The sequence below is a fragment of the Stenotrophomonas muris genome, assembly GCF_052751275.1.
In genome coordinates this window covers 1,557,186-1,581,786 of sequence record NZ_CP199879.1, presented here as the reverse complement: position 1 = coordinate 1,581,786, position 24,601 = coordinate 1,557,186, and the positions used below count along the sequence as shown (strand labels likewise).

The 24,601-nt window shown below is 67.1% G+C and carries 23 protein-coding genes; all 23 read right to left on the bottom strand.

The features are described 5' to 3' along the window. Window positions 1–3: 3 nt before the first annotated feature. Window positions 4–1,650 carry a flagellar basal-body MS-ring/collar protein FliF gene (gene fliF / locus ACUVWL_RS07180; RefSeq protein WP_014647047.1) on the bottom strand — a complete coding sequence of 549 codons (1,647 nt, stop codon included), beginning with the start codon at window positions 1,648–1,650 and terminating at the stop codon, window positions 4–6. Window positions 1,651–1,663: 13 nt separating this feature from the next. Next, on the bottom strand, window positions 1,664–2,029 hold the full coding sequence (gene fliE / locus ACUVWL_RS07175) for a flagellar hook-basal body complex protein FliE (RefSeq protein ID WP_014037113.1): 366 nt from the start codon (window positions 2,027–2,029) through the stop codon (window positions 1,664–1,666). A 441-nt stretch (window positions 2,030–2,470) separates the two neighbouring features. Beyond that, window positions 2,471–2,887 (bottom strand): hypothetical protein, encoded by a 417-nt coding sequence (locus tag ACUVWL_RS07170; protein WP_049441918.1) that lies wholly within the window; start codon window positions 2,885–2,887, stop codon window positions 2,471–2,473. 196 nt (window positions 2,888–3,083) lie between these two features. Further along, a complete protein-coding gene (locus ACUVWL_RS07165) occupies window positions 3,084–4,589 on the bottom strand; it encodes a sigma-54 dependent transcriptional regulator (RefSeq protein ID WP_014647049.1) in 1,506 nt (501 codons plus the stop codon). Beyond that, on the bottom strand, window positions 4,586–4,963 hold the full coding sequence (locus tag ACUVWL_RS07160; protein WP_010485922.1) for a response regulator: 378 nt from the start codon (window positions 4,961–4,963) through the stop codon (window positions 4,586–4,588). Before ACUVWL_RS07160 ends, ACUVWL_RS07165 begins: the two co-directional genes overlap by 4 nt. 14 nt (window positions 4,964–4,977) lie before the next feature. Then, complete coding sequence (gene rpoN, locus ACUVWL_RS07155) at window positions 4,978–6,387, bottom strand: RNA polymerase factor sigma-54 (RefSeq protein ID WP_069116900.1); 1,410 nt, start codon at window positions 6,385–6,387, stop codon at window positions 4,978–4,980. Window positions 6,388–6,708: 321 nt separating this feature from the next. Further along, window positions 6,709–7,341, bottom strand: coding sequence for a response regulator (locus ACUVWL_RS07150; RefSeq protein WP_032959406.1), 633 nt, complete (start codon window positions 7,339–7,341; stop codon window positions 6,709–6,711). A gap of 92 nt (window positions 7,342–7,433) precedes the next feature. Further along, on the bottom strand, window positions 7,434–8,012 hold the full coding sequence (locus ACUVWL_RS07145; RefSeq protein ID WP_014647052.1) for a PilZ domain-containing protein: 579 nt from the start codon (window positions 8,010–8,012) through the stop codon (window positions 7,434–7,436). Next, complete coding sequence (locus ACUVWL_RS07140; RefSeq protein WP_032959403.1) at window positions 8,009–8,302, bottom strand: hypothetical protein; 294 nt, start codon at window positions 8,300–8,302, stop codon at window positions 8,009–8,011. The genes ACUVWL_RS07145 and ACUVWL_RS07140 overlap by 4 nt, the downstream gene beginning before the upstream one ends. Beyond that, window positions 8,299–8,715 carry a flagellar export chaperone FliS gene (gene fliS, locus ACUVWL_RS07135; protein ID WP_005416447.1) on the bottom strand — a complete coding sequence of 139 codons (417 nt, stop codon included), beginning with the start codon at window positions 8,713–8,715 and terminating at the stop codon, window positions 8,299–8,301. Before fliS ends, ACUVWL_RS07140 begins: the two co-directional genes overlap by 4 nt. A 127-nt stretch (window positions 8,716–8,842) precedes the next feature. Next, window positions 8,843–10,258, bottom strand: a complete 1,416-nt coding sequence (gene fliD / locus ACUVWL_RS07130) for a flagellar filament capping protein FliD (RefSeq protein WP_445978979.1) — start codon at window positions 10,256–10,258, stop codon at window positions 8,843–8,845. Between the two features lie 441 nt (window positions 10,259–10,699). Then, window positions 10,700–11,878 (bottom strand): flagellin, encoded by a 1,179-nt coding sequence (locus tag ACUVWL_RS07125; RefSeq protein ID WP_014647055.1) that lies wholly within the window; start codon window positions 11,876–11,878, stop codon window positions 10,700–10,702. A gap of 86 nt (window positions 11,879–11,964) precedes the next feature. Further along, window positions 11,965–13,149 carry a flagellin gene (locus ACUVWL_RS07120; protein WP_005413266.1) on the bottom strand — a complete coding sequence of 395 codons (1,185 nt, stop codon included), beginning with the start codon at window positions 13,147–13,149 and terminating at the stop codon, window positions 11,965–11,967. Window positions 13,150–13,221: 72 nt separating this feature from the next. Then, window positions 13,222–14,439, bottom strand: coding sequence for a flagellin (locus ACUVWL_RS07115; protein WP_032961916.1), 1,218 nt, complete (start codon window positions 14,437–14,439; stop codon window positions 13,222–13,224). Between the two features lie 400 nt (window positions 14,440–14,839). Then, window positions 14,840–16,042: a flagellar hook-associated protein FlgL gene (flgL, locus tag ACUVWL_RS07110; RefSeq protein WP_014647057.1), complete on the bottom strand. Its 1,203-nt coding sequence runs from the start codon at window positions 16,040–16,042 to the stop codon at window positions 14,840–14,842. After that, on the bottom strand, window positions 16,039–17,919 hold the full coding sequence (gene flgK, locus ACUVWL_RS07105) for a flagellar hook-associated protein FlgK (RefSeq protein ID WP_445978978.1): 1,881 nt from the start codon (window positions 17,917–17,919) through the stop codon (window positions 16,039–16,041). The genes flgL and flgK overlap by 4 nt, the downstream gene beginning before the upstream one ends. 8 nt (window positions 17,920–17,927) lie before the next feature. Further along, a complete protein-coding gene (flgJ, locus tag ACUVWL_RS07100; protein ID WP_014647059.1) occupies window positions 17,928–19,127 on the bottom strand; it encodes a flagellar assembly peptidoglycan hydrolase FlgJ in 1,200 nt (399 codons plus the stop codon). A 1-nt stretch (window position 19,128) separates the two neighbouring features. Next, window positions 19,129–20,265: a flagellar basal body P-ring protein FlgI gene (locus ACUVWL_RS07095; protein WP_041863393.1), complete on the bottom strand. Its 1,137-nt coding sequence runs from the start codon at window positions 20,263–20,265 to the stop codon at window positions 19,129–19,131. Between the two features lie 2 nt (window positions 20,266–20,267). After that, window positions 20,268–20,960: a flagellar basal body L-ring protein FlgH gene (flgH, locus tag ACUVWL_RS07090; RefSeq protein WP_014647061.1), complete on the bottom strand. Its 693-nt coding sequence runs from the start codon at window positions 20,958–20,960 to the stop codon at window positions 20,268–20,270. Window positions 20,961–20,982: 22 nt separating this feature from the next. Beyond that, complete coding sequence (gene flgG, locus ACUVWL_RS07085) at window positions 20,983–21,768, bottom strand: flagellar basal-body rod protein FlgG (RefSeq protein WP_005409571.1); 786 nt, start codon at window positions 21,766–21,768, stop codon at window positions 20,983–20,985. Window positions 21,769–21,871: 103 nt separating this feature from the next. Further along, window positions 21,872–22,621: a flagellar basal body rod protein FlgF gene (locus ACUVWL_RS07080; RefSeq protein ID WP_445978977.1), complete on the bottom strand. Its 750-nt coding sequence runs from the start codon at window positions 22,619–22,621 to the stop codon at window positions 21,872–21,874. 32 nt (window positions 22,622–22,653) lie between these two features. Next, a complete protein-coding gene (flgE, locus tag ACUVWL_RS07075) occupies window positions 22,654–23,877 on the bottom strand; it encodes a flagellar hook protein FlgE (RefSeq protein WP_014647063.1) in 1,224 nt (407 codons plus the stop codon). Between the two features lie 32 nt (window positions 23,878–23,909). Further along, window positions 23,910–24,593 carry a flagellar hook assembly protein FlgD gene (locus ACUVWL_RS07070; protein WP_014647064.1) on the bottom strand — a complete coding sequence of 228 codons (684 nt, stop codon included), beginning with the start codon at window positions 24,591–24,593 and terminating at the stop codon, window positions 23,910–23,912. Window positions 24,594–24,601 lie beyond the last annotated feature (8 nt).

Sequence of the window (24,601 nt, the reverse complement as noted above, 5' to 3'; positions counted from 1 at the left end):
GCCTCAGTCATTTGCCACCCAACCCTTGACCACCTGGGCCACGCGCTTGGAGTCGGTCTTCACGGCTTCACGCGCCATCCGCAATCGTTCCTCATATGAATCCACCGGCAGGGCCAGTGCTTCCGGCCCGCCCAGGCTGGCCCGGTCAGCGCCCAGCGCCGGCAGCGGCATGCCATCGTCATCGACCAGCTGCACGTCCGCGGTATGCGGCTCGAGTGCCTGTTCGTCGTTCTTCCTGCTCTGGCCGGTGATCGCGCGCAGCGCCGGACGCAGCACGCCGAACAGCAGCGCCAGCACCACCACCGCGCCAAGCAGCATGCGGCCGGCATCGTGCACCCACGGCAGCTCCCACCACGACGGGCCTTCGACCGGCGTGGTGTCACGCACGAACGGGGCATTCATCACCGACACGGTGTCGCCACGCTCGGCGTTGAAGCCGACGGCCTGCTTGACCAGCGCTTCGACGCGGGTCAGTTCGGCAGCCGACAGCGGCTGCGGGCTCATCTTGCCGTTGGCGCCGGCGCGCGGCACGTTGTCCACCAGCACCGCCACCGAGACGCGCTTGATGCGGCCGGCCGGCTGGCGGGTGTGCTGCAGGGTGCGGTCCAGCTCGTAGTTGCGGGTCGCGTTCTTGCTGCTTTCGGTCGGGGCCTGCGCGGTGGCCGGTGCGGCCTGCTGGCCCGGCGGGCTGTTGCTGGTCGCACCCGGCACGCCCTGCGGGCCCGGCGTGCTGGTGGTGTTCTCGCTCATCTGCTCGCTGCGCAGCTTCTGCGGCTCGCCGTTGTAGAGCTCGCGGGCTTCCTCGGTCACCGAGAAATCCATGTCCACGCTCACTTCCGGGTTGACGCGGCCGGGGCCGGTCATCGGTTCCAGCAGTTCGCGGATGCGCTGGTTGAACGAAGTTTCCTGGCGGCGCACCTGCTCGAACTGGGCCGCGTTGACCGCCGCCTCGCTGTTCGGGTCGGTAATGCTGAGCATGCGCCCGCTCTGGTCGACCACGGTCACCCGTTCCGGCGCGAGGTCCGGAATGCTGGCGGCGACCATGTGCACGATGGCATCGACCTGGCTGCGTTCCAGCTGCTGGCCGCCACGCAGTTCCAGGGTGACCGAGGCGCTGGCCACGTCACGCTGGCGGGTGAACGCGCTGGGCTTGGGAATGGCCAGGTGCACGCGCGAATCGCGCACCGGGCGCAGCGTGTTGATGGTGCGCGACAGCTCGGTTTCCAGCGCGTGCTGGTAGCGCGCGCTTTCCACGAACTGGCTGACACCAAAGCCCGGGTCGCGTTCCATCAGCTCGAAGCCCAGCTTGCCGCTGTCGGTCAGGCCGGAGCCGGCCAGCTTCAGGCGGGCATCGTGCAGGTTCTTTTCCGGCACGGTGATGCCACCGGTGGCCGGGTCGAGCGCGAACGGGATCTGCGCGGCGCGCAGCAGGTCGGTCGCTTCAGCGGTCGCCTTCTGGTCCAGGCCGGTGTACAGCGGGACCATGCCCGGCTTCTGTGACCAGAAGAACACGGACAGGCCTGCCGCCACCGCCACTGCGATCATCGCCATCAGGCCCAGCCGACGGGTGATCTGCAGACTCTGCAGGCGGTCGAACCATTGCCCGGCCTTCTCGGCGTTCAGGCTGTCCTTGGAGAGCGTCAGTGCCATGCGTCAACGTTCCTTACAGCGGCATGTTCATCACGTCCTGGTAGGCCTGGACGAGACGGTTGCGGACTTCCACGGTGGCGCGGAAGGCGATCTGGGACTGCTGCGAGGCGACCATCACCTTGGCCAGGTCGGCGCTGGGGTCGCCCATTTCGAAGGCCTTGGCGAGGGCGCCGGATTTCTGCTGCGCGTCGTTGACGCCGGCAATCGCACCACGCAGGGTTTCGGTGAAGCTGGCCGGCTGCACCTGCGGCGCATCCAGCACCGTGCCCGGCAGGGCATTGCTGCGCGGCGTTTCGCCCAGCGGGTTGAGCGCCGGCTGTCCCATCTGGGTCTGATAGGAGCGGATCTGCGAAAGGATCGAAGTGACGGAGTGGGACATCTGCAACGGTTCCAGAAACAGGGATGGGGTTGTCTGCTGGAGCCAGTGCAAGTGCCGTGCCGAAACCGGTTTTCGATTCAGTGAAGTGAGGAGGTTGGGTGTGCGTGCGGGGTTGCACCCCGCGCCCCGCGGTAGTGCCGGCCGCTGGCCGGCAACCTCAACGGCAACGGCCGAAGCCGAAGCCGGAGCCGGAGCAACAGCAGAAGCGGGTCTACTGAGGGATGGCGGGGTGGGTCCGGTTACGGGGGACGCCATAAATCCGTCCATGGAGGCTCGGTCGCGCCATCCATGGCGCTCACGCCCCCGCAACCGGACCCACCCCGCCTTCGACAGGTGGCCGCGATCTGTTGGAACCTGCTGTTGATGGTGGATGCCGACCGTTGGTCGGCACGGGGCCTGACCCCATTGGCGGCGCCATTTAACCGGCGTCGGTTTTCTGGCCTATGGCTGCAGGGTCCATCGGCCGGAATTCTGGCGCTGGCGCGGGGCGATGGGGCCGTCATGCTGGGTGTAGATGAAACGGCCCTGGCGGTCGCTCTGGCAGGTCAGCAGCAGGGTGTGGTGGGCGAGGCCGGCCGGATGGGCCTCGGTCATCTGGATTTCCGCGATATGCGGGGCCAGGCGCTGGTAGCGGTAGCTGCTGCCGATGCGGAGGTCGGTGCCGAGGATGTCCAGCACGTACTGGCCGCCAGCAAAGCTGAGCTGCACCATGCGTCCGGCGTTGGGGTTGTCCGGCGCGTACAACGGGTCGCTGAGGTTGGTGAACTGGCGTTGGTCGAGCGCGGCGGCCAGGGTGCAGTTGGCCGCGGTGGCCAGGGCCGGGCAGAGCAGGACGGCGAGCAGGATCAGGTGATGCATGGTGGGACCTCCTTGGGATGTCCCTGCCATGCTCCGCAGTGCGGCCGCGTTGTTTCTGGGAAAACGTGCAAATGCAGTAGGGTCAGATCCCTTTCCTGGGGAAAGGGATCTGACCCCCGGTCGACCGCGGGCACCACAAACACCAACGCCCGGGCAAGCCCAGGCGTTCGTGCCCCCTTCATGCGGGTCGCGCGCTTCAGCCGGCCAGTTCGGCCTGCTCGCGCTCGATGCCGTACTTGCGCAGCTTTTCCACCAGGGTGGTGCGGCGCAGGCCAAGCAGCTGGGCGGCGTGGGCGACCACGCCCTGGGTGCGTTCCAGTGCTTCGTTGATCAGCCCCAGTTCGATGTTGGCCATGTGGTTGCGCAGGTCCAGGCCATCGTCGGGCAGTGCCGCCGGTGCCGCCGGGCGATTGACGGCGATGCCGTGCTCCAGCGCCGGCTGGTTGCCGCTGCCGGGCGTGTGGAACGAGAAGCTGCGCAGGTCCAGGCGTTCTTCGCTGGCAACCGGCGCTGCAGGTACCGCTGCGGCCACCGCTGCCAGCGCGGCATCGCCACGATAGCGGGCCGGCAGGTCCTGCACGCGCACCGAACCACCCGGATGCAGCACGGCCAGTCGTTCGACCAGGTTGGTCAGCTCGCGCACGTTGCCCGGCCATTCGTAGCCGGCCAGGGCCTGCAGGGCTTCCGGGGTGAAGCGCACTTCGCCACGGCCGGTTCGCGCCAGCTGCGCGGCGATGGTTTCCACCAGTGCCGGCAGGTCTTCGCGACGCTCGCGCAGCGCGGGCACGTCGATCGGGAACACGTTGAGGCGGTAGAACAGGTCCTCACGGAACTTGCCTTCAGCAATGCGCGTTTCCAGATCGCGGTGGGTCGCGGCCACCACGCGCACGTTGCAGCGGATGGTCTGGTTGCCGCCAACGCGCTCGAAACTGCGTTCCTGCAGCACGCGCAGCAGCTTCACCTGCATCGGCAGGCTCATGTCGCCGATTTCGTCGAGCAGCAGGGTGCCGCCCTCGGCCATTTCAAACCGGCCCTTGCGCGCGGTCAGTGCGCCGGTGAAGGCGCCCTTCTCGTGGCCGAACAGTTCGCTTTCCAGCAGGTCGGCCGGAATGGCGCCACAGTTGATCGCCACGAACGGGCCATCACGGCGCGGCGAGCGCTGGTGGATGGCGCGCGATACCACTTCCTTGCCGGTGCCGGATTCGCCCAGCACCAGCACGGTGGTGTCGAACGCGGCCACCTGCTCGATCATGGTGCGCAGCGCGGTGACCGCCGGGCCGTTGCCGGTCGGCCCCTGGTCCTGCGCGGCGCCGGCCTGGTGCTCGGCATCCAGGCGCTTGAGGCTGGCGCGGCGCAGCAGGGCTTCCATCTGCGCATGGCGCAGCGGCGTTTCCAGCGGCCAGATGTTGGCTTCGTGCAGGCCGTGCTGCTGGGCAAACGCAGCGGCATCACCGTCGGCCAGCAGCACCGGCGGCGGCAGGCTGCTGCCTCCCAGCCAGTGGTACAGCGCGGTACTGGCAGCGCTGTCGTCCAGGCTGCCGACGATCACCGCCATCCAGTCGTTCTGGCGCTGGCGGCCCAGGTCGAAGTCGGCTGCGTCGGAGACCCAGCGCGGGTTGAAGTCCATGAATTCCAGCAGGGCAACGGTGCGCTCTGCGCGCACGGCGTCGTTGTCCAGCACCAGGATGCGCGATTCGCTCACGATCGATCCTCCCTGAGGCCTTCCAGGATCGGCATGACTTCCTGGATGTAGGACAGCTTGCTGACAAAGTTGTCGGCGCCGGCGCGCAGCGCGTGTTCGCGGTGCTCGGCGTCGTCGAAGTGGCTGGCGATCACGATGTACGGTGCATCGTCCTGCGACTTGATCAGGCGGGTGGCCTGCAGGCCACCCATTTCCGGCATCGCCAGGTCCATCAGCACCACCTGCGGGCGCAGCGTTTCCGAGCGCTCGATCGCTTCCAGGCCGTTGCCGGCACTGCCGACGATCTGCAGCCAGTCGATCTTGCGGAAATGGCGCATCGCCGCGTTGATGAAGCCCTCGTGGTCATCGACCAGCAGGACCGTGAGCTTGTTCATGTCCAACATCCTTTTCAGCCCACCCGGGCCAGCTGGGGTTGCCTGGCGCTGAGCCGGCGCCGTTCGCGGGCCGGGGCGATATCCAGTTGTTCTCGGTATTTTGCGACGGTTCGGCGGGCAATGTTCACCCCCTGGCGTGACAGCAGGCCGGCAATGGCCTCATCGGCCAGCGGGCGGCCGGCCGGTTCGGCGTCGATCAGGCGGCGGACCATGGCCTTCACCGCCTGGCCGGAGACGCTGGCGCCTTCCAGGCGCACGGCGAAGAAGTGCTTCAGCTCGAAGGTGCCGCGCGGGGTCTGCAGGAACTTGCCGGTGGTGATGCGCGAGACGGTGGACTCGTGCATGCCGATCTCCTCGGCCACTTCCTTCAGGGTCAACGGCGCCATGGCCTCTTCGCCACGGACCAGGAAGGCGGCCTGGCGCTCGACGATCACCCGCGCGGTGCGCAGCAGGGTGTCGTAGCGCATCGACAGGCCGCGGCTGAACCAGCGCGCCTCCTGCAGCATTTCGCGCAGTGCCGGGGCGGCGTCGCTGGTCTCGGCCAGGGCCTGTTCGTACTGGCTGTTGATCGACACGCGGCGGCTGGTGGCCGGGTTCAGTGCGACCTTCCACTGCCCATCAGCGTGCCAGGCGACCACGTCCGGCACCACCACGGCGTTGCGTTCGGGCAGCAGGCTGTCGCCGGGGCGCGGCTGCAGCGAGAGGATCAGGCGCACCGCCTCGCGCACGTCGTCGATCTCGGCGTCGTGCTGGCGGGCGAGGGCGGGGTAGTCGTGGGCCGCGAGCGCGTCGAGCGCGCCATCGAGAATGCGTGCGGCCAGGTGGCGGGCCGGCACCACGCCATGCAGGCTGCGCAGCTGCGCCTGCAGGCCTTCGCGCAGGTCCTGCGCGGCCATGCCGGCGGGCTCGCCATGTAGCAGCTGCTGGCGGATGGCTTCCACGCCGTCGGCAGCGATGTCGAACTGGGCGCTGGCCAGCAGCTGCAGCTGGGCCAGCGGCGCCTGCAGGTAGCCGGCTTCATCGCAGTGGTCCAGCCAGAACGCGGCCACCGCCAGCTGGCGGTCGTCCATGTCCAGCGCCAGGCGCTGCAGCACGCGCAGCTGCGGGTCGGTCGACTCGCCGGCGGCGATGCGTGCCATGCGGTCGTCATCACCGTCCTGCCAATTGGCACCGGCCACATCCCACATCGACGGCTCGGGCAGCTCGTCGAAGGCGGCGGTGTCGAGGGTGGTGGCACTCGCTTCGGTGGCTTCAGCAGCGGGCGCTTCGGCCTCCTCGATCTCCAGCAGCGGGTTGGAGTCCAGCAGGCGCTGGATTTCCTGCTCCAGGTGCAGGCCATCGAGCTGCAGCAGCCGGATCGACTGCAGCAGTTGCGGGGTGAGGTGGAGTTGCTGGCCCAGCTGGGTCGAGAGTGCAGCCTTCATCGTGGTTCCCCGGCACCGCTCCCCGGCGCCTTGTGGAACGCATCTTGCTTTTGATCCGGCGGGGGCGGAATCGGGGGGTTCCTGATGCATTTCGTGGAACTCCCGACAGGGTGTAGGGGAATTCCCTACACCGACGCGGGAAATTGACGAAATGCGTCGCCAAGTCATTGATTTGTGGTGGCGAAGCCGCTGGGCGCGCGGCGGTCGGGGCACGGATTCCTGTCAGGGAATGTCGGGGTGACGGGATGTCGTCGCCAACGCAGGGTGTCGCGGGGTCAGATCCGTTTCCACGGGAAAGGGATCTGACCCCGATACCGGCGCCTACTCGAGCTCGTGCTGATGGCGCGCGGCCAACAGCAGCAGATCGTTGGCGCGACGGCAGCCCAGTGACTCCATCATGCGTGCGCGGTGGGTCTCCACCGTCTTGACGCTGATGCCGAGATCGGCGGCGATTTCCTTGTTGCTCTCGCCCTTGCCGATGCGGCGCAGGATCTCGCGCTGCCGTGGTGAGAGTGCGGCGATGCCGGTGGGTTTCTCGCGGCCCAGCATCGGCGCCAGCATCTTGGCCGAGATCTGCGGGCTCAGGAACACCTGGCCGGCGTGCGCGGCCCGCAGTGCCAGTTCCAGTTCCTGCGGTGCGGCGTCCTTCACCACGAACCCGACCGCGCCACGATCCAGTGCATCGCGCACGTGGGCGGCATCGTCGTGCATGGTCATCATCACCACCCGGGTGCCGGGGGCACGCAGGCGGATGTCGCTGAGCGCTTCCAGGCCGGTGCGGCCCGGCAGCGAGAGGTCCATCAGCACCACATCCGGTGCGTGCTGCAGGGACAGTTGCAGTGCCTGTTCGGCGTTGCTGGCCTCGGCCACGAGCTGCACGTCGGCAAACCCCTGCAGCAGCCGCGCCAGGCCGGCGCGGACAAGGGTGTGATCGTCGACGATGAGAACTCGCACAGGCACGCAGCAGATCCGTGTAGGGGCATCCACCTTAACTTAGCTGAACGGGCGCGCCAAGGGTCGGCCGTACAGCGCCAAGGGGGCGGGTTTCAGCGTGCGCGGCGTGCCTCGGCCACCTGGCGGCGGTGCAGGCGGAACAGGTGCCGCTCCATCGCCATCTCCAGGCCATCGCCCAAACGCTGGAAGCGCAGCCACAGGAAGTGCCCGCCGCTACCGTCGGCGGCTTCTGCGACGACCTCCACCGGCAGGTCGATGTGGTCGGGCAGCCAATCGCTGGGCTGCAGGCGCACCACGCCGGCCTGGCCGGGGCTTGCGCCACTGCGCGGGCCCAGCTGCAGGCGGATGCCACGGCGCGACCAGCGCACCGGGCGCAGGGTCAGCTCCTGGCCCTGCTGGCGCACCAGCCGGCCGAGCAGCACCATCGCCAGGTCCAGCTTGGCTTCCAGGCGCTGCAGCTGCAGGCTGGCTTCGTTGCGTTCGTCGTGCTCGTCGCCGCGGCTGTCCTCGACCAGTGCCAGGCTGCGCAGCAGGCCTTCGGCGCTGCTGGTGCGGCCGGCCGCGCTGCCCGCCTGGAACTCGGCCGGCAGGGCCAGTTCGCAGCTGAGCGTCTCGTCGAACAGCTCGCTTTCGGCCGGGTGATGCAGCGAGGTGGTCGGCAGCGAGGTCATGCCAGCGATTCTGCCTGCAGATAGGCATGCGCCGCGCGAAGGGAGCGCTGGCCGTCGTTCATCAGTGCGGCCACGGCATCACGGCGCTGGCGCAGCAGGCCGAGCAGACTCTGCTGGCGCTCGAACAGGGCGCTCAGCGGCGCGTGGTCCGCAGCGGTCAGCGGCTGGCTGAGCAGGGCGTGCAGGGTGCTGTCGTGGCCGTCGAGCAGGCTGTCTGCCTGGTCGAGGGATTCTTCGCCCAAGGCTCTCTCGAAGGCATCCAGCTGCGCATGCAGTTCCTGCAGGCTCATGGCGCCACCGCGGCCGGGCGGCGCTGTTCGTGCGGGATCGCGTTCCAGGCGCTGTCGATCTCGCCCAGCAGCTGCAGCGATTCATCCAGCGCGGCACGGTCGTTGTGCAGGTTGGCCTCGGTCAGGCGCTGCAGCACGTAGTCGTACAGCGCAGACAGATTTCCGGCGATCTCGCCACCGGCCTCATGGTCCAGCGAGCCGTTGAGGTGGCCGACGATCGCGCAGACTTCGCCGATCGCCTTGCCCTTGCCGGCCTGGTCACCGCGTTCAAGGCTGGCCAGGGCGCGGCGCACGCGCTCCAGCGCGCCGGCCAGCAGCATCGCCACCAGCTTGTGTGGATCGGCATCGGCGACCGCACTGGTCACCCCCACCTGGCGGTACTGCTCGGCATATTGACGGCTGGAACCGTACATTCGTGATTCTCCTTGCGCGGGGTGCCGTCGGGTGATCGCGGGGACCGGTGCCGACGGCGCGGCGATGATTGCTGTTGCGTCCGTTATCGGTGCATTGCGCGGCAAACTTGAGTGCCGTGCATGTCCGTCAGCGGTTCAACTGGGCCAGCTGCTGCTGCAGCGCGGTGTTGCTCTGCTGCAGCTTGCCCATCAGGCTGTCCAGCGCCAGGAACTGCTTCTTGTAGCGCTCTTCCACGCTCTTCATGCGCGTGTCGAGGTCCTTGCGGCGCTTGTCGATGTTGTCCAGCGTGGTGTTCAGGCCCTTGGTGCGGGCAACGAAGGCGCCTTCCTTGCCGACCGTGGTGCTGACATAGCCGTCGACCAGCGTGTACAGCTTGCCGGCACCGCCGGTATCACCGGTGATCGCCTGGCGCATCTTCTCCGGCTGGCTGGCCAGTGCGGCGGCGAACTTGGTGGTGTCCAGGATCAGCGTGCCGTCGGCATTGGGATAGCCACGGGTATCCAGGCCGATCGCCTTGGCATCGAGCTTGTCACCGGCCAGGTCCTTGAGCACGCTCGACATCACCGAGCGCAGCTGGCTGGTGGCGCCGCGCATCTGCGCATCGCCGGTCAGCGTGGAGGCTTCCTTGGTCTTGGCGTCGTACTTGGTTTCGGTGTTGATCGCCGCCAGTGCAGCGTTGTAGGCGGTGACGAACTCCTGCATCACCTTGGCGGCTGCCGCAGTGTCCGTGCTGATGGTCACCGTGCTGGTGCCCGGCATCTTCAGGTTCAGGGTCAGGCCCGGAACCGCATCGGCTACGGTGTTGCTGGCGCTGACGACCTTCACACCATCGATGGTCAGCTCGGCGTCGGCGGCGGCGGTGTTCTGCTTGAGGCTGTTGACCAGGCCGCCCAGTTTGGCGTCGCTGCCGGCGTATTCGAGCTTGATCGCGTTGGCGGCACCGGTCTTCTCCTGGGCGATCGACAGGTACTGGTTGTCGCCGGAGCTGATCAGGGTGGCCTGCACGCCTTCCTTGCGGCCGGCCGCATCGATCTTGTTGCGGATGGTGGTCAGCGTGTCGCCGTCCTCCACCTCCACGTTCATGGTCTTGGCCTTGTCGCCCACGCCAACGGTCAGCGTCAAGGTTCCGGCAGCAAACGTGTCGGTCTTGGGTACCGAGGTATCGGCGATCAGTTTGTGCGCGGTGGCCAGCGAGGTGACATTGACCACGTGCGTGCCGTTGGAGGCCGCAGCCTTGGTGGTGCCAACGTCATACAGCGCGACCGACGCCGTCAGGATCTCGTCGGTGCCCTTGTCGCCGCCCTTGCTGGCGGTCACCGTGCGCGTGTCGAACGCCGTGGTGGCCTTCAGTGCGGTCAGCGCCGTCTTCAGCTTGTCGAAGGCAGAGGTGATGGTGCCGATCGACGACAACTGCATCTTGGCCTTGGACTGCTGCAGGTTCAGCGCATTGTCGGCGGGCTTGCGGTCAGCTGCGACCAGCTGGTTGACGATGCTGGAAATATCCAGTCCCGAGCCAATGCCACCGTATCCAAAGTCTGCCACGTCGTTTCTCCTGGTATCCGGGCCCGGCCGTCGTGCGGTGGCCCGTCGTCAACAAAAATAGCGGCCTGCGCCGCTGGGTCTTGAGGACTTCGTCGATGCACGTGCCGTGCCAATCGCCTGGCGCGGGTTCTGGCACGCGGGTTGCAGGAGGGCTGGGGCAGGGTGCGGGTAGGTTCACCGCGGGCTGCCGGGAGTCTGCAAAAAGCCCTCCCCCAATGCAGGGGAGGGATCAGGCTACTGACAATCGGGGGGAGACGAAGCCGCCCGGTACGTACAGTCAAAGGTACAGCGCTGAAAGAGAGGTCCGCAGGAGCGGGCGATGCCAAGCCGGTTCGGGAGTGATCCCGGGCCGGGCATGGCCCGCGCCTTCGTGCATCGTGGCTTCCCGGTTGCCGCTACCGTCGGTTCGACCCGACGGTAGCGGCGCCTTCTTGCCGTGGATCAGCGCAGCAGGCTGAGCACGCCCTGCGGCACCTGGTTGGCCTGGGCCAGCATGGCCGTACCGGCCTGCTGCAGGATCTGGGTGCGGGTCAGTTCGGCGGTTTCCTTGGCGAAGTCGGTGTCCTTGATGCGGCTGCGGGAAGCCGACAGGTTTTCCGACGAGGTCTGCAGGTTGGCCACGACCGAGGTGAAGCGGTTCTGGATCGCACCGAGGTCGGCGCGGGTGCTGTTGATTGCACCCAGGGCCTTGTCGACCACTTCCAGCGCCTGCTGGGCGCCGAGCACGGTGCTCACGTCCAGCTTCTGCACGTTGGCCGAGGTATCGGTGCCGGCAGTGTAGGCGCCCGCAGCTGCCGCGGTGCCCCAGGTCTTGGCGGTCGCGTCGTAGTCGCTGCGCATCAGGGCGATATCGGCGGCGGCGACAGCCTTGCCTTCCTTCACCGAGCTCAGCTTCAGCGTGCCGTCGGCATTGGCTTCGGCGTAGATGCCGGCCTCGCCGATCTTGGCGTTGATGGCGGTGGCGACGGCCTTGGAGGCATCGGCCGTGGTGGCGCCGGCCTTCACTTCAACCGTGCCGATGTCCACGCCCATCACGGTGCCGGAGAAACGGGCGCCGTCGGTGCTGGCAGCCAGGGCAGCGGTCGCGCCGGTGGCGAAGGTCGAGGTGCCCAGCGAGCCGGCCTTGGCATCGATGGTCTTGTCGATGGCGATGGCCTGGCCGGCATTGGCGCCGACCTGGAACAGCTGGCTGGAGAAGGTGCCGTCCAGCAGCTTGGTGCCGTTGAAGTCCGACTGCTTGGCGACGCGGTCGATTTCCGAGACCAGCTGGGTCACTTCGGCCTGCAGCGCCTTGCGGTCGCTGGCCGAGTTGGTGGCGTTGGAGGCCTGCACCGACAGCTCGCGAACGCGCTGCAGGTTGTTGCCGATTTCGGTCAGCGAACCTTCGGCGACCTGGGCCAGCGAGATGCCGTCGTTGGCATTGCGGATGGCGACGTCGGTACCGCGGATCTGCGTGCCGAAGCGCTCGGAGATCGCCAGGCCGGCGGCGTCGTCCTTGGCGCTGTTGATGCGCGAACCGGAGGACAGGCGCTGGATGGTGGTAGCCAGCGAGCTGCCGCTGGTGCTCAGGTTGCGCTGAGCATTCAGGGACATCGTATTGGTGTTGATGACTTGTGCCATGGTGCTTTTCCTTTGGCGAAGGTGGAACGTGTTTCAGGATCCGGGCGCCGCGTCATGCGGCGCCCGGAGGTCGATCAGCGAGCGGATCAGCGCAGCAGGCTGAGCACGCCCTGCGGCACCTGGTTGGCCTGGGCCAGCATGGCCGTACCGGCCTGCTGCAGGATCTGGGTGCGGGTCAGTTCGGCGGTTTCCTTGGCGAAGTCGGTGTCCTTGATGCGGCTGCGGGAAGCCGACAGGTTTTCCGACGAGGTCTGCAGGTTGGCCACGACCGAGGTGAAGCGGTTCTGGATCGCACCGAGGTCGGCGCGGGTGCTGTTGATCGCACCCAGGGCCTTGTCGACGATTTCCATCGCCTGCTGGGCACCCTTCACGGTGCTGACGTCCAGGTCGCTGGCGTACTTGGCGGCCGGCGCGGCCGTCGAGGCGGTGAAGGTCGGCGCGGTAGCGCCGGTCCAGGTGCCCGGGGTCGCGGTGATGGCCTTGAACGAGCCATCGGCGTTGACGCTGTCCTTGACCGAGGTCAGGGTCACGCCAGCGGTGCCGTTCACTTCCGCGAACACGCCGGTCTCGCCGATCTTGGCGTTGATCGCGGTCACCAGTGCTTCACGCGAGGCCTTGCCGGTGGCAGCGGCGTCGGCGCCCTGCTTGACCGAGACATCGGCAATGGCAACGCCATTGATCTGCAGGCCGCTGGTGCTGAAATCAGCGTTGGTGCCCGGGTCGGCCAGGGCCAGCGCGTTGGTGTCGAACTTGGCGCCGCCCAGGGCGTTGGCCTTGGCATCGATGGTCTTGTCGATGGCGATGGCCTGGCCGGCGTTGGCACCGACCTGGAACAGCTGGCTGGAGAACGAACCGTCCAGCAGCTTGGTGCCGTTGAAGTCCGACTGCTTGGCGACGCGGTCGATTTCCGAGACCAGCTGGGTCACTTCGGCCTGCAGCGCCTTGCGGTCGCTGGCCGAGTTGGTGGCGTTGGAGGCCTGCACCGACAGCTCGCGGACGCGCTGCAGGTTGTTGCCGATTTCGGTCAGCGAACCTTCGGCGACCTGGGCCAGCGAGATACCGTCGTTGGCATTGCGGATGGCGACGTCGGTACCGCGGATCTGCGTGCCGAAGCGCTCGGAGATCGCCAGGCCGGCGGCGTCGTCCTTGGCGCTGTTGATGCGCGAACCGGAGGACAGGCGCTGGATGGTGGTAGCCAGCGAGCTGCCGCTGGTGCTCAGGTTACGCTGAGCATTCAACGACATCGTATTGGTGTTGATGACTTGTGCCATGAGGAGAGGTCCTTGAGCGGTTGCACGTGAGTTGGGTTAGACGCCCCCGACGTGCCCCGGGGGCGGCTCATGTCAGCGCTGCAACAGGCTGAGCACGTTCTGCGGTACCTGGTTGGCCTGGGCCAGCATGGCCGTACCGGCCTGCTGCAGGATCTGGGTGCGGGTCAGTTCGGCGGTTTCCTTGGCGAAGTCGGTATCGCGGATGCGGCTGCGCGATGCGGACAGGTTCTCCGAGGAGGTCTGCAGGTTGGCGACCACCGAGGTGAAGCGGTTCTGGATCGCGCCGAGGTCGGCGCGGACGCTGTTGACCGATTCCAGGGCCTTGTCGACGATCGACATCGCCTTCTGTGCGCCTTCGGCGGTGGTGACGTTCAGGTCCTTGACGAAGCTGGCCGCTGCACCGGTCAGGGTGCCGCCGTTGGTGCTGGTCTCGGTCAGGCCCAGGCCGGCGAGGGTCGCGGCGGTGGCGCCGGCCGGCGGAGTCGCCGCGCTGACACCCAGCGCGAAGGTCTGGCCATCCTTGACCGAGGCCAGGCTGACGACGCCGGCATTGACCGAGGCAACCACGCCGGTTTCGCCCAGCTTGTTGTTGATCGCCGCGGCGGTGGCCGAGGTGATCGATTCGCCGGCCTTCACAGTGAAGTCGCTGATGGTGACCGTGGTGGCGGTGCCGCCCGGCGGGGTCACCGAGACCTGCAGGCCGGAGTAGGTGGTGTCGGCCGTCGCCTTGTCCACCGCCAGTGCGGTGCCGGTATAACCGTTGGCGAAGGTGGCCGCGCCCAGCGAATCGGCCTTGGCGTTGACCACGCTGTTGATGGCGATGGCCTGTCCGGCGTTGGCACCCACCTGGAACAGCTGGCTGGTGAAGCTGCCGTCCAGCAGCTTGGTGCCGTTGAAGTCGGCCTGCTTGGCGACGCGGTCGATCTCGCTGACCAGCTGGGTCACTTCAGCCTGCAGGGCCTTGCGGTCGCTGGCCGAGTTGGTGGCATTGGAGGCCTGCACACCCAGTTCGCGGATGCGCTGCAGGTTGTTGCCGACTTCGTTCAGCGAACCCTCGGCGACCTGGGCCAGCGAGATGCCGTCGTTGGCATTGCGGATGGCCACGTCCAGACCGCGGATCTGGGTGGTGAAGCGCTCGCTGATGGCCAGGCCGGCCGCGTCGTCCTTCGCGCTGTTGATGCGCAGGCCGGACGAGAGGCGCTGGATGGTGGTGGCGAGCGAGCTGCCGCTGGTGCTCAGGTTGCGCTGAGCGTTGAGCGACATCGTATTGGTGTTGATTACCTGTGCCATGGGGTCGTCTCCTCTTATATGGAACCCGTTGGTGAATGAAACGAAGCGCCGCCTGTTTTTTTTGTGTGGCTGTGTGCTTCGCCGTTGCCAAATGAATAACGGCGCTTTGTCAACAACCTTTAGCCGTGAATTCCGTTGAAGCCAGAATTCGTTGCCTGAAGCTGTTTTCCCGGGGTTTTCAGCCCTGTTGCCAGGGTGGAAGCGGCCCCGGGAGGGGCGGTCGGGCAGGGCCTGACCAGCGCTGATGAAGGTATCGGCGGGGTCGGGCCGGGCTTGATGGAGAATCACGGAAAATCGGTCGGCGACGGCCAGGTGGCCGCGCAGCGGCGGGCAGGCGCGCAAACGAAAAAGGCCGCGATGCAGGGCATCGCGGCCTTTCGGGACTGACGCGGGCGGGGCGTCAGCGCAGCTTGTTGAACAGCGACATCGACTGCATCTGCGAGAAGATCGTCTGCGCCGCCTGCAGCGCGGTGCTCTGCAGCTGGTACTGGCTCAGCGCATCGGCGTAATCCAGGTCGCGCATCTGCGACAGCGTGGTCTTCAGGGTCACGCCATTGGCCTCGCGCATGTCGGCGGCATTGTCCAGCGCCTTCAACTGCGCACCGCCTGCGGCACGCGAATCGATCATCCGCTCGGAAGCGCGCGCCACGTCGCGCAGTGCGCTCTGCAGCTGGTTCTGCTGCGCAGTCATCTGCGCGGTGGTACCGGTGTCGGCACCCAGCGCCGCCACCAGGTTGTCCATGGTGGAGAAGATGTCGCGGCTGCTGGCGGCCTGTACGCTGAAGCTGTCACCCGCCGCCGGTGCGCCGGTGATGCGCAGGCGCACACCGTTCACTTCCAGATCGTCGCCGGCCTTGTAGGTGCCGGTTCCGGTCACGTTGCCCGCACCATCCACCACCTCGTACTGGTTGCCAGTGGTGAAGCGCACGCTGAAGCCCTGGCCGTTCCAGCTGTCGCTGCCGTCGCGGGTGATGTTGGTGAGCACGCCGTTGCCGGTGTTGCCGGCCGCGGCGCTGCCGTCGACGAAGCCATCGCCGGTGGGAATGCGCATGAAGATCTCGCTGCCGGGCAGCGCGTCCTTCACGTAGGTATCCGGACCGACTTCGACCTGGCGCTGGGTCTGGTCGCCACGGTAGACCACTTTGCCGTTGATCTTGGCAAACGGCGGGTCGCCGTCGTTGGTGCCACCGAACACGTAGCGGCCGGTGCCATCATCGGCGTTGGCCAGCGACAGCAGGCCGTCGCGTATCTGGTTGACCTCGGTGATCAGCGTCTTCTTGTCCGCCGCGCTCAGCGCCGGGTTGCTGGCCTGGATGGTCAGATCGTTGACGCGTGCCATCAGGTCGTTGACCTGTGCCAGGGTGTTTTCCTGCACGCCCAGGCGGTTCTGCACGTTGCCGGCATTGAGCTTCATGCGGTCCAGTGCAGCCAGGCTGCGGTCAAGGCCGACCGCAGTGCCGGCGGCAACCGGATCGTCCTTGGCGCTGACGATCTTGCTGCCGGTGGCGATCTGCTGCTCCAGGTGGCTGAGCTTGGCCTGCTTGGCCATCATCAGCGACACCGACTGGTTGAACATCATGCTGGTGGAGATGCGGCTGCTCATCGGCGGACGGCTCCCAGGATGGTCTGGAACATGCTGTCGGCGGTCGAGATCAGCTGCGAGGCGGCCTGGTAGGCCTGCTGCAGGCGCAGCATGTCCGCCGCTTCCTCGTCCAGGTTCACGCCGGAGACTTCGTCGCGGGCTTCCTGCGCCTTGTCATTGATCACCAGCTGCGCGTCGAGCGAGTACTCGGCCGAGCGGGCGGCGGCGCCGACCTGGGTGGTCAGGCCACCCAGCGCGCCGTTCAGTGTCACCGTTCCGGCGTTGAACGCCTTCGCGCTTTCCACCTTGGCCAGCTTCGACGCGTTGCTGTTGTCCGACGAACCGGCCGGGGTCGGGGTGATGTTGAAGGTATCGCCCACCTTCGGTGCACCGTCCAGCACGAAGCTCCAGCCGTTGGCGCTGATGGTCTGGCCGGGCGTGTAGGTCTGCGGCGGCCCACCGTCGATGGTGTAGGTGGTGGCCGAGGTGAACACGATCGCCGACGGATTGCGCAGGTTGGCGTCGGTCGAATCGGTGACGGTGACACCGCTCAGCTTGCCGGTACCGGTGTTGGCGGTGGCGGCCGCGCCCTTCACCGCTGCAGCGGCGGCGATGCGCGACGGATCGGTGATTGCCACTTCCATGCTGCCGGCCACGCCCGCGGTCGGCTGCAGCAGGAAGCGGTCATTTGCAGCCGGCGTACCGCCGACGACCAGCTTGACGCCGTTGATCACCAGCGGATCGGCGGCGGTGCCGGTGCCGGTCAGCGGGATGCTGGCGCCGGTGTCGGCGCGGCTGGCCTTCCAGTTGGTGCCATCGAACTGCAGCACCACGTTCTGCGCGTCCAGCTTGCCCAGGTCGCCGTAGGTTGCGCTGAGGCTGGCGGTGCCGGTATTGCTGTTGTTGCCGGTGACGCGCGGGTTGCCGATGGTGAAGAAGTCCCCGCCCAGCTGGCCATACAGGTCCACGCCCTGGTGGTGCGCCTGGTTGAAGCTCTCGGCCAGGCCCACCGCCAGCTTGCCCAGTTCAGCCTGGGCAGGGGTCAGCACGGTGTCGCGGAATTCCAGCAGGCCACCGATCTGGCCGCCGACCGCCTTCGGGTCGAGGCGGATGGTGTTGCCCTGGGTCTCCAGCGCCAACTGCAGGCGCTCGGGCTGGTACGGGTCGGCCACGGTGGTGACCTTGGTCGCCGTGGTACCCACCACCAGCGCGTTGCCGCCGGCGGTGTAGACATTCATGATGCCGCCGTCCTGGATCACGGCCGTGCCACCGGTGTAGCCGATCAGCTGGGTGATCAGCTGGTCGCGGCGGTCGAGCAGATCGGGCGCCGCGGTGGCGACGTTGGTGCCGATGGCGCCGTTGATCTGCGCGATTTCCTGCGCCAGGCGGTTGACCTCGGTGGCACCGGCCAGCAGGCCGTTGTTGACCTCGCTGTTGAGGTTGTTCAAGTGCGTGTTGAGCTGCACGAAGCGGTTGGCCAACGCCTTGCCGCCGTCGAGCATGTTCTGGCGGTCGGCGGTGCCGGCCGCGTTGGACGACAGGCCACTGACCGAATCGAAGAAGTTCGACCAGACGCCGGCCACATTGGTGGCCGCATCGGAGAACAGCGCGTTGACCCGGTCGGCCATGCCCGAAAGCTGTTTCAGGCGCGCCAGTTCACCGCTGCTGTCGAGCAGGCGCGAGATCGCCAGCTGGTCGGCCGTGCGGCGGATGTCAGTGATCCGGGTGCCGTTGCCGACCGTGCCATAGCCGTAGTTCTGCGGGTCGGCGGTAGCGAAGTTGACCTTCTGCCGGCTGTAGCCGGGCGTATTGAGGTTGGCCACGTTGTGGCTGGTGGTCGCCAACGCACGCTGGAAGGCGAGCAGGGCACCGGTACCGGTGGAAAGTACGCTGGACATGGGGTTCCTCAACGACGGGTGATACCCAGCGCCGCGGTCGCGGTGCTGGCGAAGGTCTGGCCAAGGCGCGCGCCGGCGTCGGTCACGGCCGCTACGGCACGCTCGATGGTCGGGCCACCGGCGATCGCGGCGATCTTGGCCGCATAGCGTGGGTCGGTGGCATAGCCGGCGCGCTGCAGGCCACGGGCGAAGCCCTGCACGTCGGTGCCGGCCTGCAGGGCCTGCTGGTAGCGCGGGCTGGTCTTCAGCAGGCGCACGTAGTCGGCGAAGCTTTCGGCCGGCGAGCTGTAGGCGCGGAAGCTGGCGGTTTCGTTGCGGCGCACGCCATCCACGTATTCGTGGGTGCCGGCTTCAACGCGCTGGCCGCTCCAGCCGGTGGCCTTGATGCCGAACAGATTGTGCGAGGTACTGCCGTCGGACTGGCGGATGTGGCGCTTGCCCCAGCCGGTTTCCAACGCGGCCTGGGCGACCAGCGCACGGGCATCCACGCCCAGTTCCCTGGCCGCGCTCTGCGCGTGCTGCCAGATGCTGGCGACGAAACCTTCCGGCGTGTGCGGCCCCAGCTGGGCCACGGCGGTGCGGGTAGCCATCGCATCGGCCTGGCTCATGGCCGTACCGCGGTTGCTGGCCGTCGCCGACCACTGGTCGTTGTTGGTGGACCAGTCCTCGCCCTGCAGGTTGCCGATGTACGGATCCTCGGTGCCCAGCGAGCGGTGCAGGCTGCTGCTCTCGCGACCGGCGATCAGGTCCAGTGCCTGTTCCATCGGTGCCAGCGCGGCCTGCGCGCCGTGCTGTGCGCCGGCCGCCATCTGCTGCAGCATGCGCACGGCCTGGCTGCCATCTTCCAACGGCAGCGACGGTGCCGGCTTGTCCGGCGCGTTGAGCTGGTAGGCGCGGCTGGCCTTGGCCGGATCCACGCGGGTATCCAGCGCGGGGCCGTCGGCGGCCTGGCCGGACAGCTGGCGGCTGATCATGCCGGACAGGCCCAGCCCCTTGCCGCGGGTCATCGCCTCGGCGATCTTCTGGTCGTACATGTCGCGGAACATCTTGTTCTCGCCGGGAAACAGCGAGTCGCCGAAACTGGCATCACGCATGCTCTTGACCAGCATCTGTGCGAACTGGCCTTCCAGCTGGCGTGCGACCTTGTCGATCTTGGCCGGGTCGTTCTGCTGCGCCGGGTGCAGGTCGAATGCGGGATTGATGCGCATGTCAGATCACCTCGAGCTCGGCACTCAATGCGCCGGCCTGCTTCAGGGCTTCCAGGATCGCGATCAGGTCGCCCGGCGCCGCGCCCACGGCGTTCACCGCGTGCACGATCTCGTCCAGGGTGGTGCCGCCGCTGAACTTGAACATGCGGCTGCCGTCGTTGGTGGCGGTGATGGTCGACTGTGGGCTGGCCACGGTACGGCCACCGGACAGGGCATTGGGTTGGCTGACGTTGGTGTTCTCCTGGATCGTCACCGTCAGCGAACCATGCGAGATCGCGGCAGGGCCGACCCGCACCTGCTGGCCGATGACCACGGTGCCGGTGCGGGAATTGACCACGACCTTGGCCGGGGCGCTGCCCGGGGTCAGCTCCAGGTTCTCGATGCGGGCCAGCAGGCCGATGCGTGCGCCCGGATCGGTCGGCGCAGTCACGGCCACGGTCACGCCGTCGACCGCACGCGCGGCGCCTTCGCCGAACGCGTTGTTGAGTGCGGCGACCATGCGCGAAACGGTGGTGAAATCGTTGTTGTGCAGGTTCAGCGTGATGTCGCCGCCATTGGCCAGCGGGTCGGGCAGGGCACGCTCGACCGTGGCGCCATTGGGAATGCGGCCCACGCTCGGTACGTTCACCGAAACCCGCGAACCATCCTTGCCCTGCGCACCAAAGCCGCCGACGATCAGGTTGCCCTGCGCGATCGCATAGATCTGGCCGTCGGCGCCGCGCAGCGGGGCCATCAGCAGCGAGCCGCCGCGCAGCGAGACGGCGTTGCCGATCGACGACACGGTGATGTCGATCGGCTGGCCCGGCTTGGCGAACGGCGGCAGCTCGGCATGGATCGCGACGGCCGCAACATTCTTCAGCTGCGGATTGACGTTGGCCGGTACGTTCACGCCCAGCTCGCCGAGCAGGTTCTTCAGGCTCTGCACGGTGAAGGGCGCCTGGCTGGTGCGGTCGCCGCTGCCATCCAGGCCGACCACCAGGCCGTAGCCCACCAGGGCGTTACCACGCACGCCGCCGACCTGGGCCAGGTCCTTGATGCGCTCGGCGCTGGCCGGGGCTGCCACGACGAGCAGCATCAGCGCGACGAACGACGCCACGCGGCGCTGCCAGGAAGAAGAGGGGAGGAGTTTCATGGCCATACTCAGAACGGCGTCAGGCCGGAATTGAAGAAGCGGCTCAGCCAGCCCATCGCGTTGGACTGCGCGACCGGGCCGCGGCCGCCGTAGACGATGCGGGCTTCGGCCACGCGGCTGGAAGGAATGGTGTTGTCCTGGCTGATGTCGCCCGGGCGCACGATGCCCTGCACCTGCACCAGTTCATCACCCTGGTTCAGTCGCAGGTTCTTCTGCCCCTGTACCACCAGGTTGCCATTGGGCAGGCGCTGGATCACCGTGACGGTGACACTGCCCTGCAGGCGGTTGCTCTGCGCGCTGTTGCCCTTGCCGGTGAAGTCACGCGCGCCCTTGGCCGTCGCACTGAGGATGTCCTTGCCGCCCAGGGTGACCGGCGCACCGAGGATGGACGGCGTGCCCAGGCTCAGGTTGGATTCCTTGTTGGTGGCCGTGTTGGCGCTGGTCTGCGCGGTGGTGTTTTCCAGCAGGGTGATGGTCAGCAGGTCGCCGACATCGCGTGCGCGGCGGTCCGAGTACAGCTGCAGGGTCGGGCCGGCAGCGTAGATCGCACCGGCGGTCGGCGCGGCCTGCGGCGGCATGATCGGCTGGATCGGTGCCATCGCCGCGTAGGGGCGCACGTCGCCGGCGATCACGCAGCCACCGAGCAGGGCGACCACGGCGCAGGCGAGGGCAGTGCGGGTGAATCTGGAAATGGGCGACATGGCGGTTTCCCGGTTGGGCCGGTCAGAGCTTGTTGTTGAGATAGCCGAGCATCGAATCGGTGGTGGAGATCGCCTTGGCGTTCATTTCGTAGGCGCGCTGGGTTTCGATCATCGACACCAGCTCTTCGACCACATTGACGTTGCTGCCTTCCAGCGCGCCCTGCACCACGGTGCCGAGGCCGTTGAGCCCGGGATTGCCGTTCTGTGCCGGACCGGAAGCGGTGGTTTCCAGGAACAGGTTCTCGCCGCGCGCCTGCAGGCCGGCCGGATTGACGAAGTCGGTCAGGGTCAGCGCACCCACTTCCACTGACGCCGCGCCGTCGGCCATCTTCACGCTGATGGTGCCGTCGGTACCGATGGTCACCGACTGTGCGCCCTCGGGAATCTGGATGCCCGGCTGCACCGGGTAGCCGCTGTTGGTGACCAGCTCGCTGTCCTGGTTGATCTTGAACGAGCCATCACGGGTGTAGGCCGAGCTGCCGTCGGGCATCTGCACTTCGAAGAAGCCGCGGCCGTTGACCATCACGTCCAGCGCACGGCCGGTCTGCTGCTGGCCACCCTGCTCGAAATTCTTGGCGGTGGCGACCACGCGTACACCGGTACCCAGCTGCAGGCCGGTCGGCAGCTGGGTCTGCGCCGACGAAGAGCCGCCGGGCTGGCGCACCTGCTGGTACAGCAGGTCCTCGAAGCTGGCACGGTCCTGCTTGAAGCCGGTGGTGTTGGTGTTGGCGAGGTTGTTGGAAACCACCGACATGCGCATCTGCTGCGCATCCAGTCCGGTTTTCGCGATCCACAATGCCTGGTTCATCTTCGGTGTCCTGTCTGGGTAAAGCCGGCCGCGCGATGCGGCCCCTGGTAACGGGTGTGCAAGGGGTGTGCCAGCGCCGCGCCCGGGCGGCGCCGGAATTCCGTCAGCTGCCCAGGCGCAGCAGGCTGTTGGCACTGCGCGAGTTGTCGTCGCCGTGCTTGATCACCTGCACCTGCATTTCGTACTGGCGCTGCAGCTGGATCATCTGCACCAGTGCACCGGCGGCATCGACGTTGCTGCCTTCCAGCTGGCCGCTGTGCACGGCCGTGCCCTGTGCCGGTGCGAACGGCTGCAGTGGGTCGGTGTTGCGGAACAGGCCATCCAGGCCACGCTCGAGGCGCTCGTCCGGCGCCTGTACCACCTTGATCCGGCCGATCTGCGCCATGGTCTGCGGGCCTTCGCCCTGCGGGATGATCGAGAGCGTGCCGTCGGCACCGATTTCCATCGCCTGGTAGGGCGGAATGGCGATCGGGTTGTTGTTGTCATCCAGTACCGGACGGCCGCTGGAGGTCACCAGCTGGCCGTTCGGGGTGACCGACAATGCGGCGCCGCGCGTGTACGCCTCACTGCCGTCGCTGGACTGCACGGCCAGCCAGGTGCCGGTCTGCAGGGACAGATCCAGCGGCTTGCCGGTGATGTGCTGCGAGCCGGGAGTACGGTTGAAGCCGGCGTCGACGTGCAGCGCATCCACCCGCGAGGCAAAGCCCGGGCCCTTGATCGGGAACGCTTCGGTGTTGGCCAGCGCTTCCTTGAAGCCAGGGGTGTCCGAGTTGGCGAGGTTGTGGCTGAGCGTTCCCTGCGCCTGCAGGGAGGCGCGGGCACCGGTCATCGCCACGTAAAGAGCTTTATCCATGCGGGGAGTTCCGTGACAGGGTCAGCAGCTCATCAACGGATGTTGATGACGGTCTGGGTGATCTGGTCCTGCGTGGTGATCATCTGCGCGTTGGCCTGGAAGTTGCGCTGCGCGGTGATCATGTTGACCAGTTGCTCGGTGAGATCGACGGTGGACGCTTCCAGCGAGCCGGCCTGGATCTTGCCGAGGTTGGAGGTGTCCGGCATGCCGGTGCGCGGCGTGCCCGATTCGAAGGTCTCCACCCACAGGTTGTTGCCCTTCGATTCCAGGCCCTGCGTGTTGTTGAAGGTGGTCAGGGCGACCTGGCCCAGCGGCTTGTCGTCGCCGTTGGAATAGCGGGCGTAGACCACGCCGGATTCGGACACGGTCACTTCGTTGAGCTTGCCGGCGGCATAGCCGTCCTGCTGGGTGTTGCGCAGGGCGAACTTCTCGCCGTACTGGGTGGAGCCGCTGATATCCAGCGTCATGTTCAACTGGCCGGCACCGGTGGTCGGGGTGAAGGTGCCGAGGCTGACCTTGCCGTTGGCAGGTGCGACCAGCTTGCCGCTGTTGTCGAAGGTGACCGGGGTCGGTGCGCCGGCCGGCTGGCCATCGACGTAATTGCGCACGGTCCATTCGTTGGGGTTGGCGCCCTTGACGAAGTACGAGACCTGGATGTGGCTCACGCCCAGCGAGTCGTACACGGTGATGCCACCGCTGGAGTGGTTGTAGCTGTTCGAATCGGCCGGGTCGAAGGTCGCCACCGTCGGCTGCTTGGCGTTGGCCGGCAGGGTGAAGCCAACCTTCACTTCGCTGGTCTGCTTCGGCGGGCTGTCGGTGGTCAGCAGCTGCAGGTCGACCAGGCGGCCTGCATCGAAGTTGGTGCCATCGGCATTCGGCGCGAACACCTGCAGGCGCGCACCCTGCGGGTTGACCACGTAGCCGGCCGAGTCGGTCTGGAAGTTGCCGGCGCGCGAGTACACGCGCGAACCATTCATGTTCATGGTGAAGAAGCCTTCACCGGAAATGGCCATGTCCAGGCTGCGCCCGGTCTGCTCGTTGTGGCCCTGGATGAACTGCTGGGCGACGTTGGAAACGCGCACGCCCGAGCCGGTCTGGTTCTTCGACAGGCCGTAGCTGGTCGAAGCGAACAGGTCGGCGAACTCCGCGCGTGACTGCTTGAAGCCGGTAGTGTTGACGTTGGCGACGTTGTTGGCGGTGACGCTCAGGTCGGTGTTGGCGGCGTTGATGCCGGACAGCGAGACATTGAAGCCCATGGGATGCTCCTGGTTGATGCGGAAGGTGCGGCTCAGCTGACGCGGAGCACGTAGTCGATCGGGGCCGTGCCCAGGCCCTTGAGGTTCAGGTACAGGCCGTCGGAACCAACGGTCACGCTCTCCACCGGCGCCTGTACGTAGGTGGACAGCTTGGTGCTCTTGCCGGCGGTGTCGACATGGTTGGCGACGATGGAGTACTTGCCCGGCTCCATGCGCTTGCCGTTGGCATCCTTGCCGTCCCACTGGAAGGCGGTTTCGCCGGCAGCCTTGGCTTCCACGCTCAGCGAGGTGACCTTGGCGCCGTTGGCGTCGGTGATGTCCACGGTGATGATGCCGGCCGACGGTGCAGCCACCGTGCCTTCGACATTGCCTTCCTTCTCCAGCACCAGCTTTTCCGACGGCACCAGCACCTGGTGGCCGACCAGCGCAGCGCCACGCAGCACCTGGTCGCTGGCCATCGACTCCTGGAAGCCCTTCACCGTCTTGTTCAGATCGGTGATGCCCTGCACGGTGGACATCTGCGCCATCTGCGCGACCATCTGCGTGTTGTCCATCGGCTTCAGCGGATCCTGGTGCTGCAGCTGCTCGGTCATCAGGCGCAGGAAGTCGGCCTGGTCCAGCGTGTTCTTCTTTTTCGTGGCGTTGCTGTTGGGGGCGTTCAGGCCCAGCGCGGAATAGACGTCCTGGCTGGTCTGGTTGTTGACGGCGGTGGTCATGGCGGTAT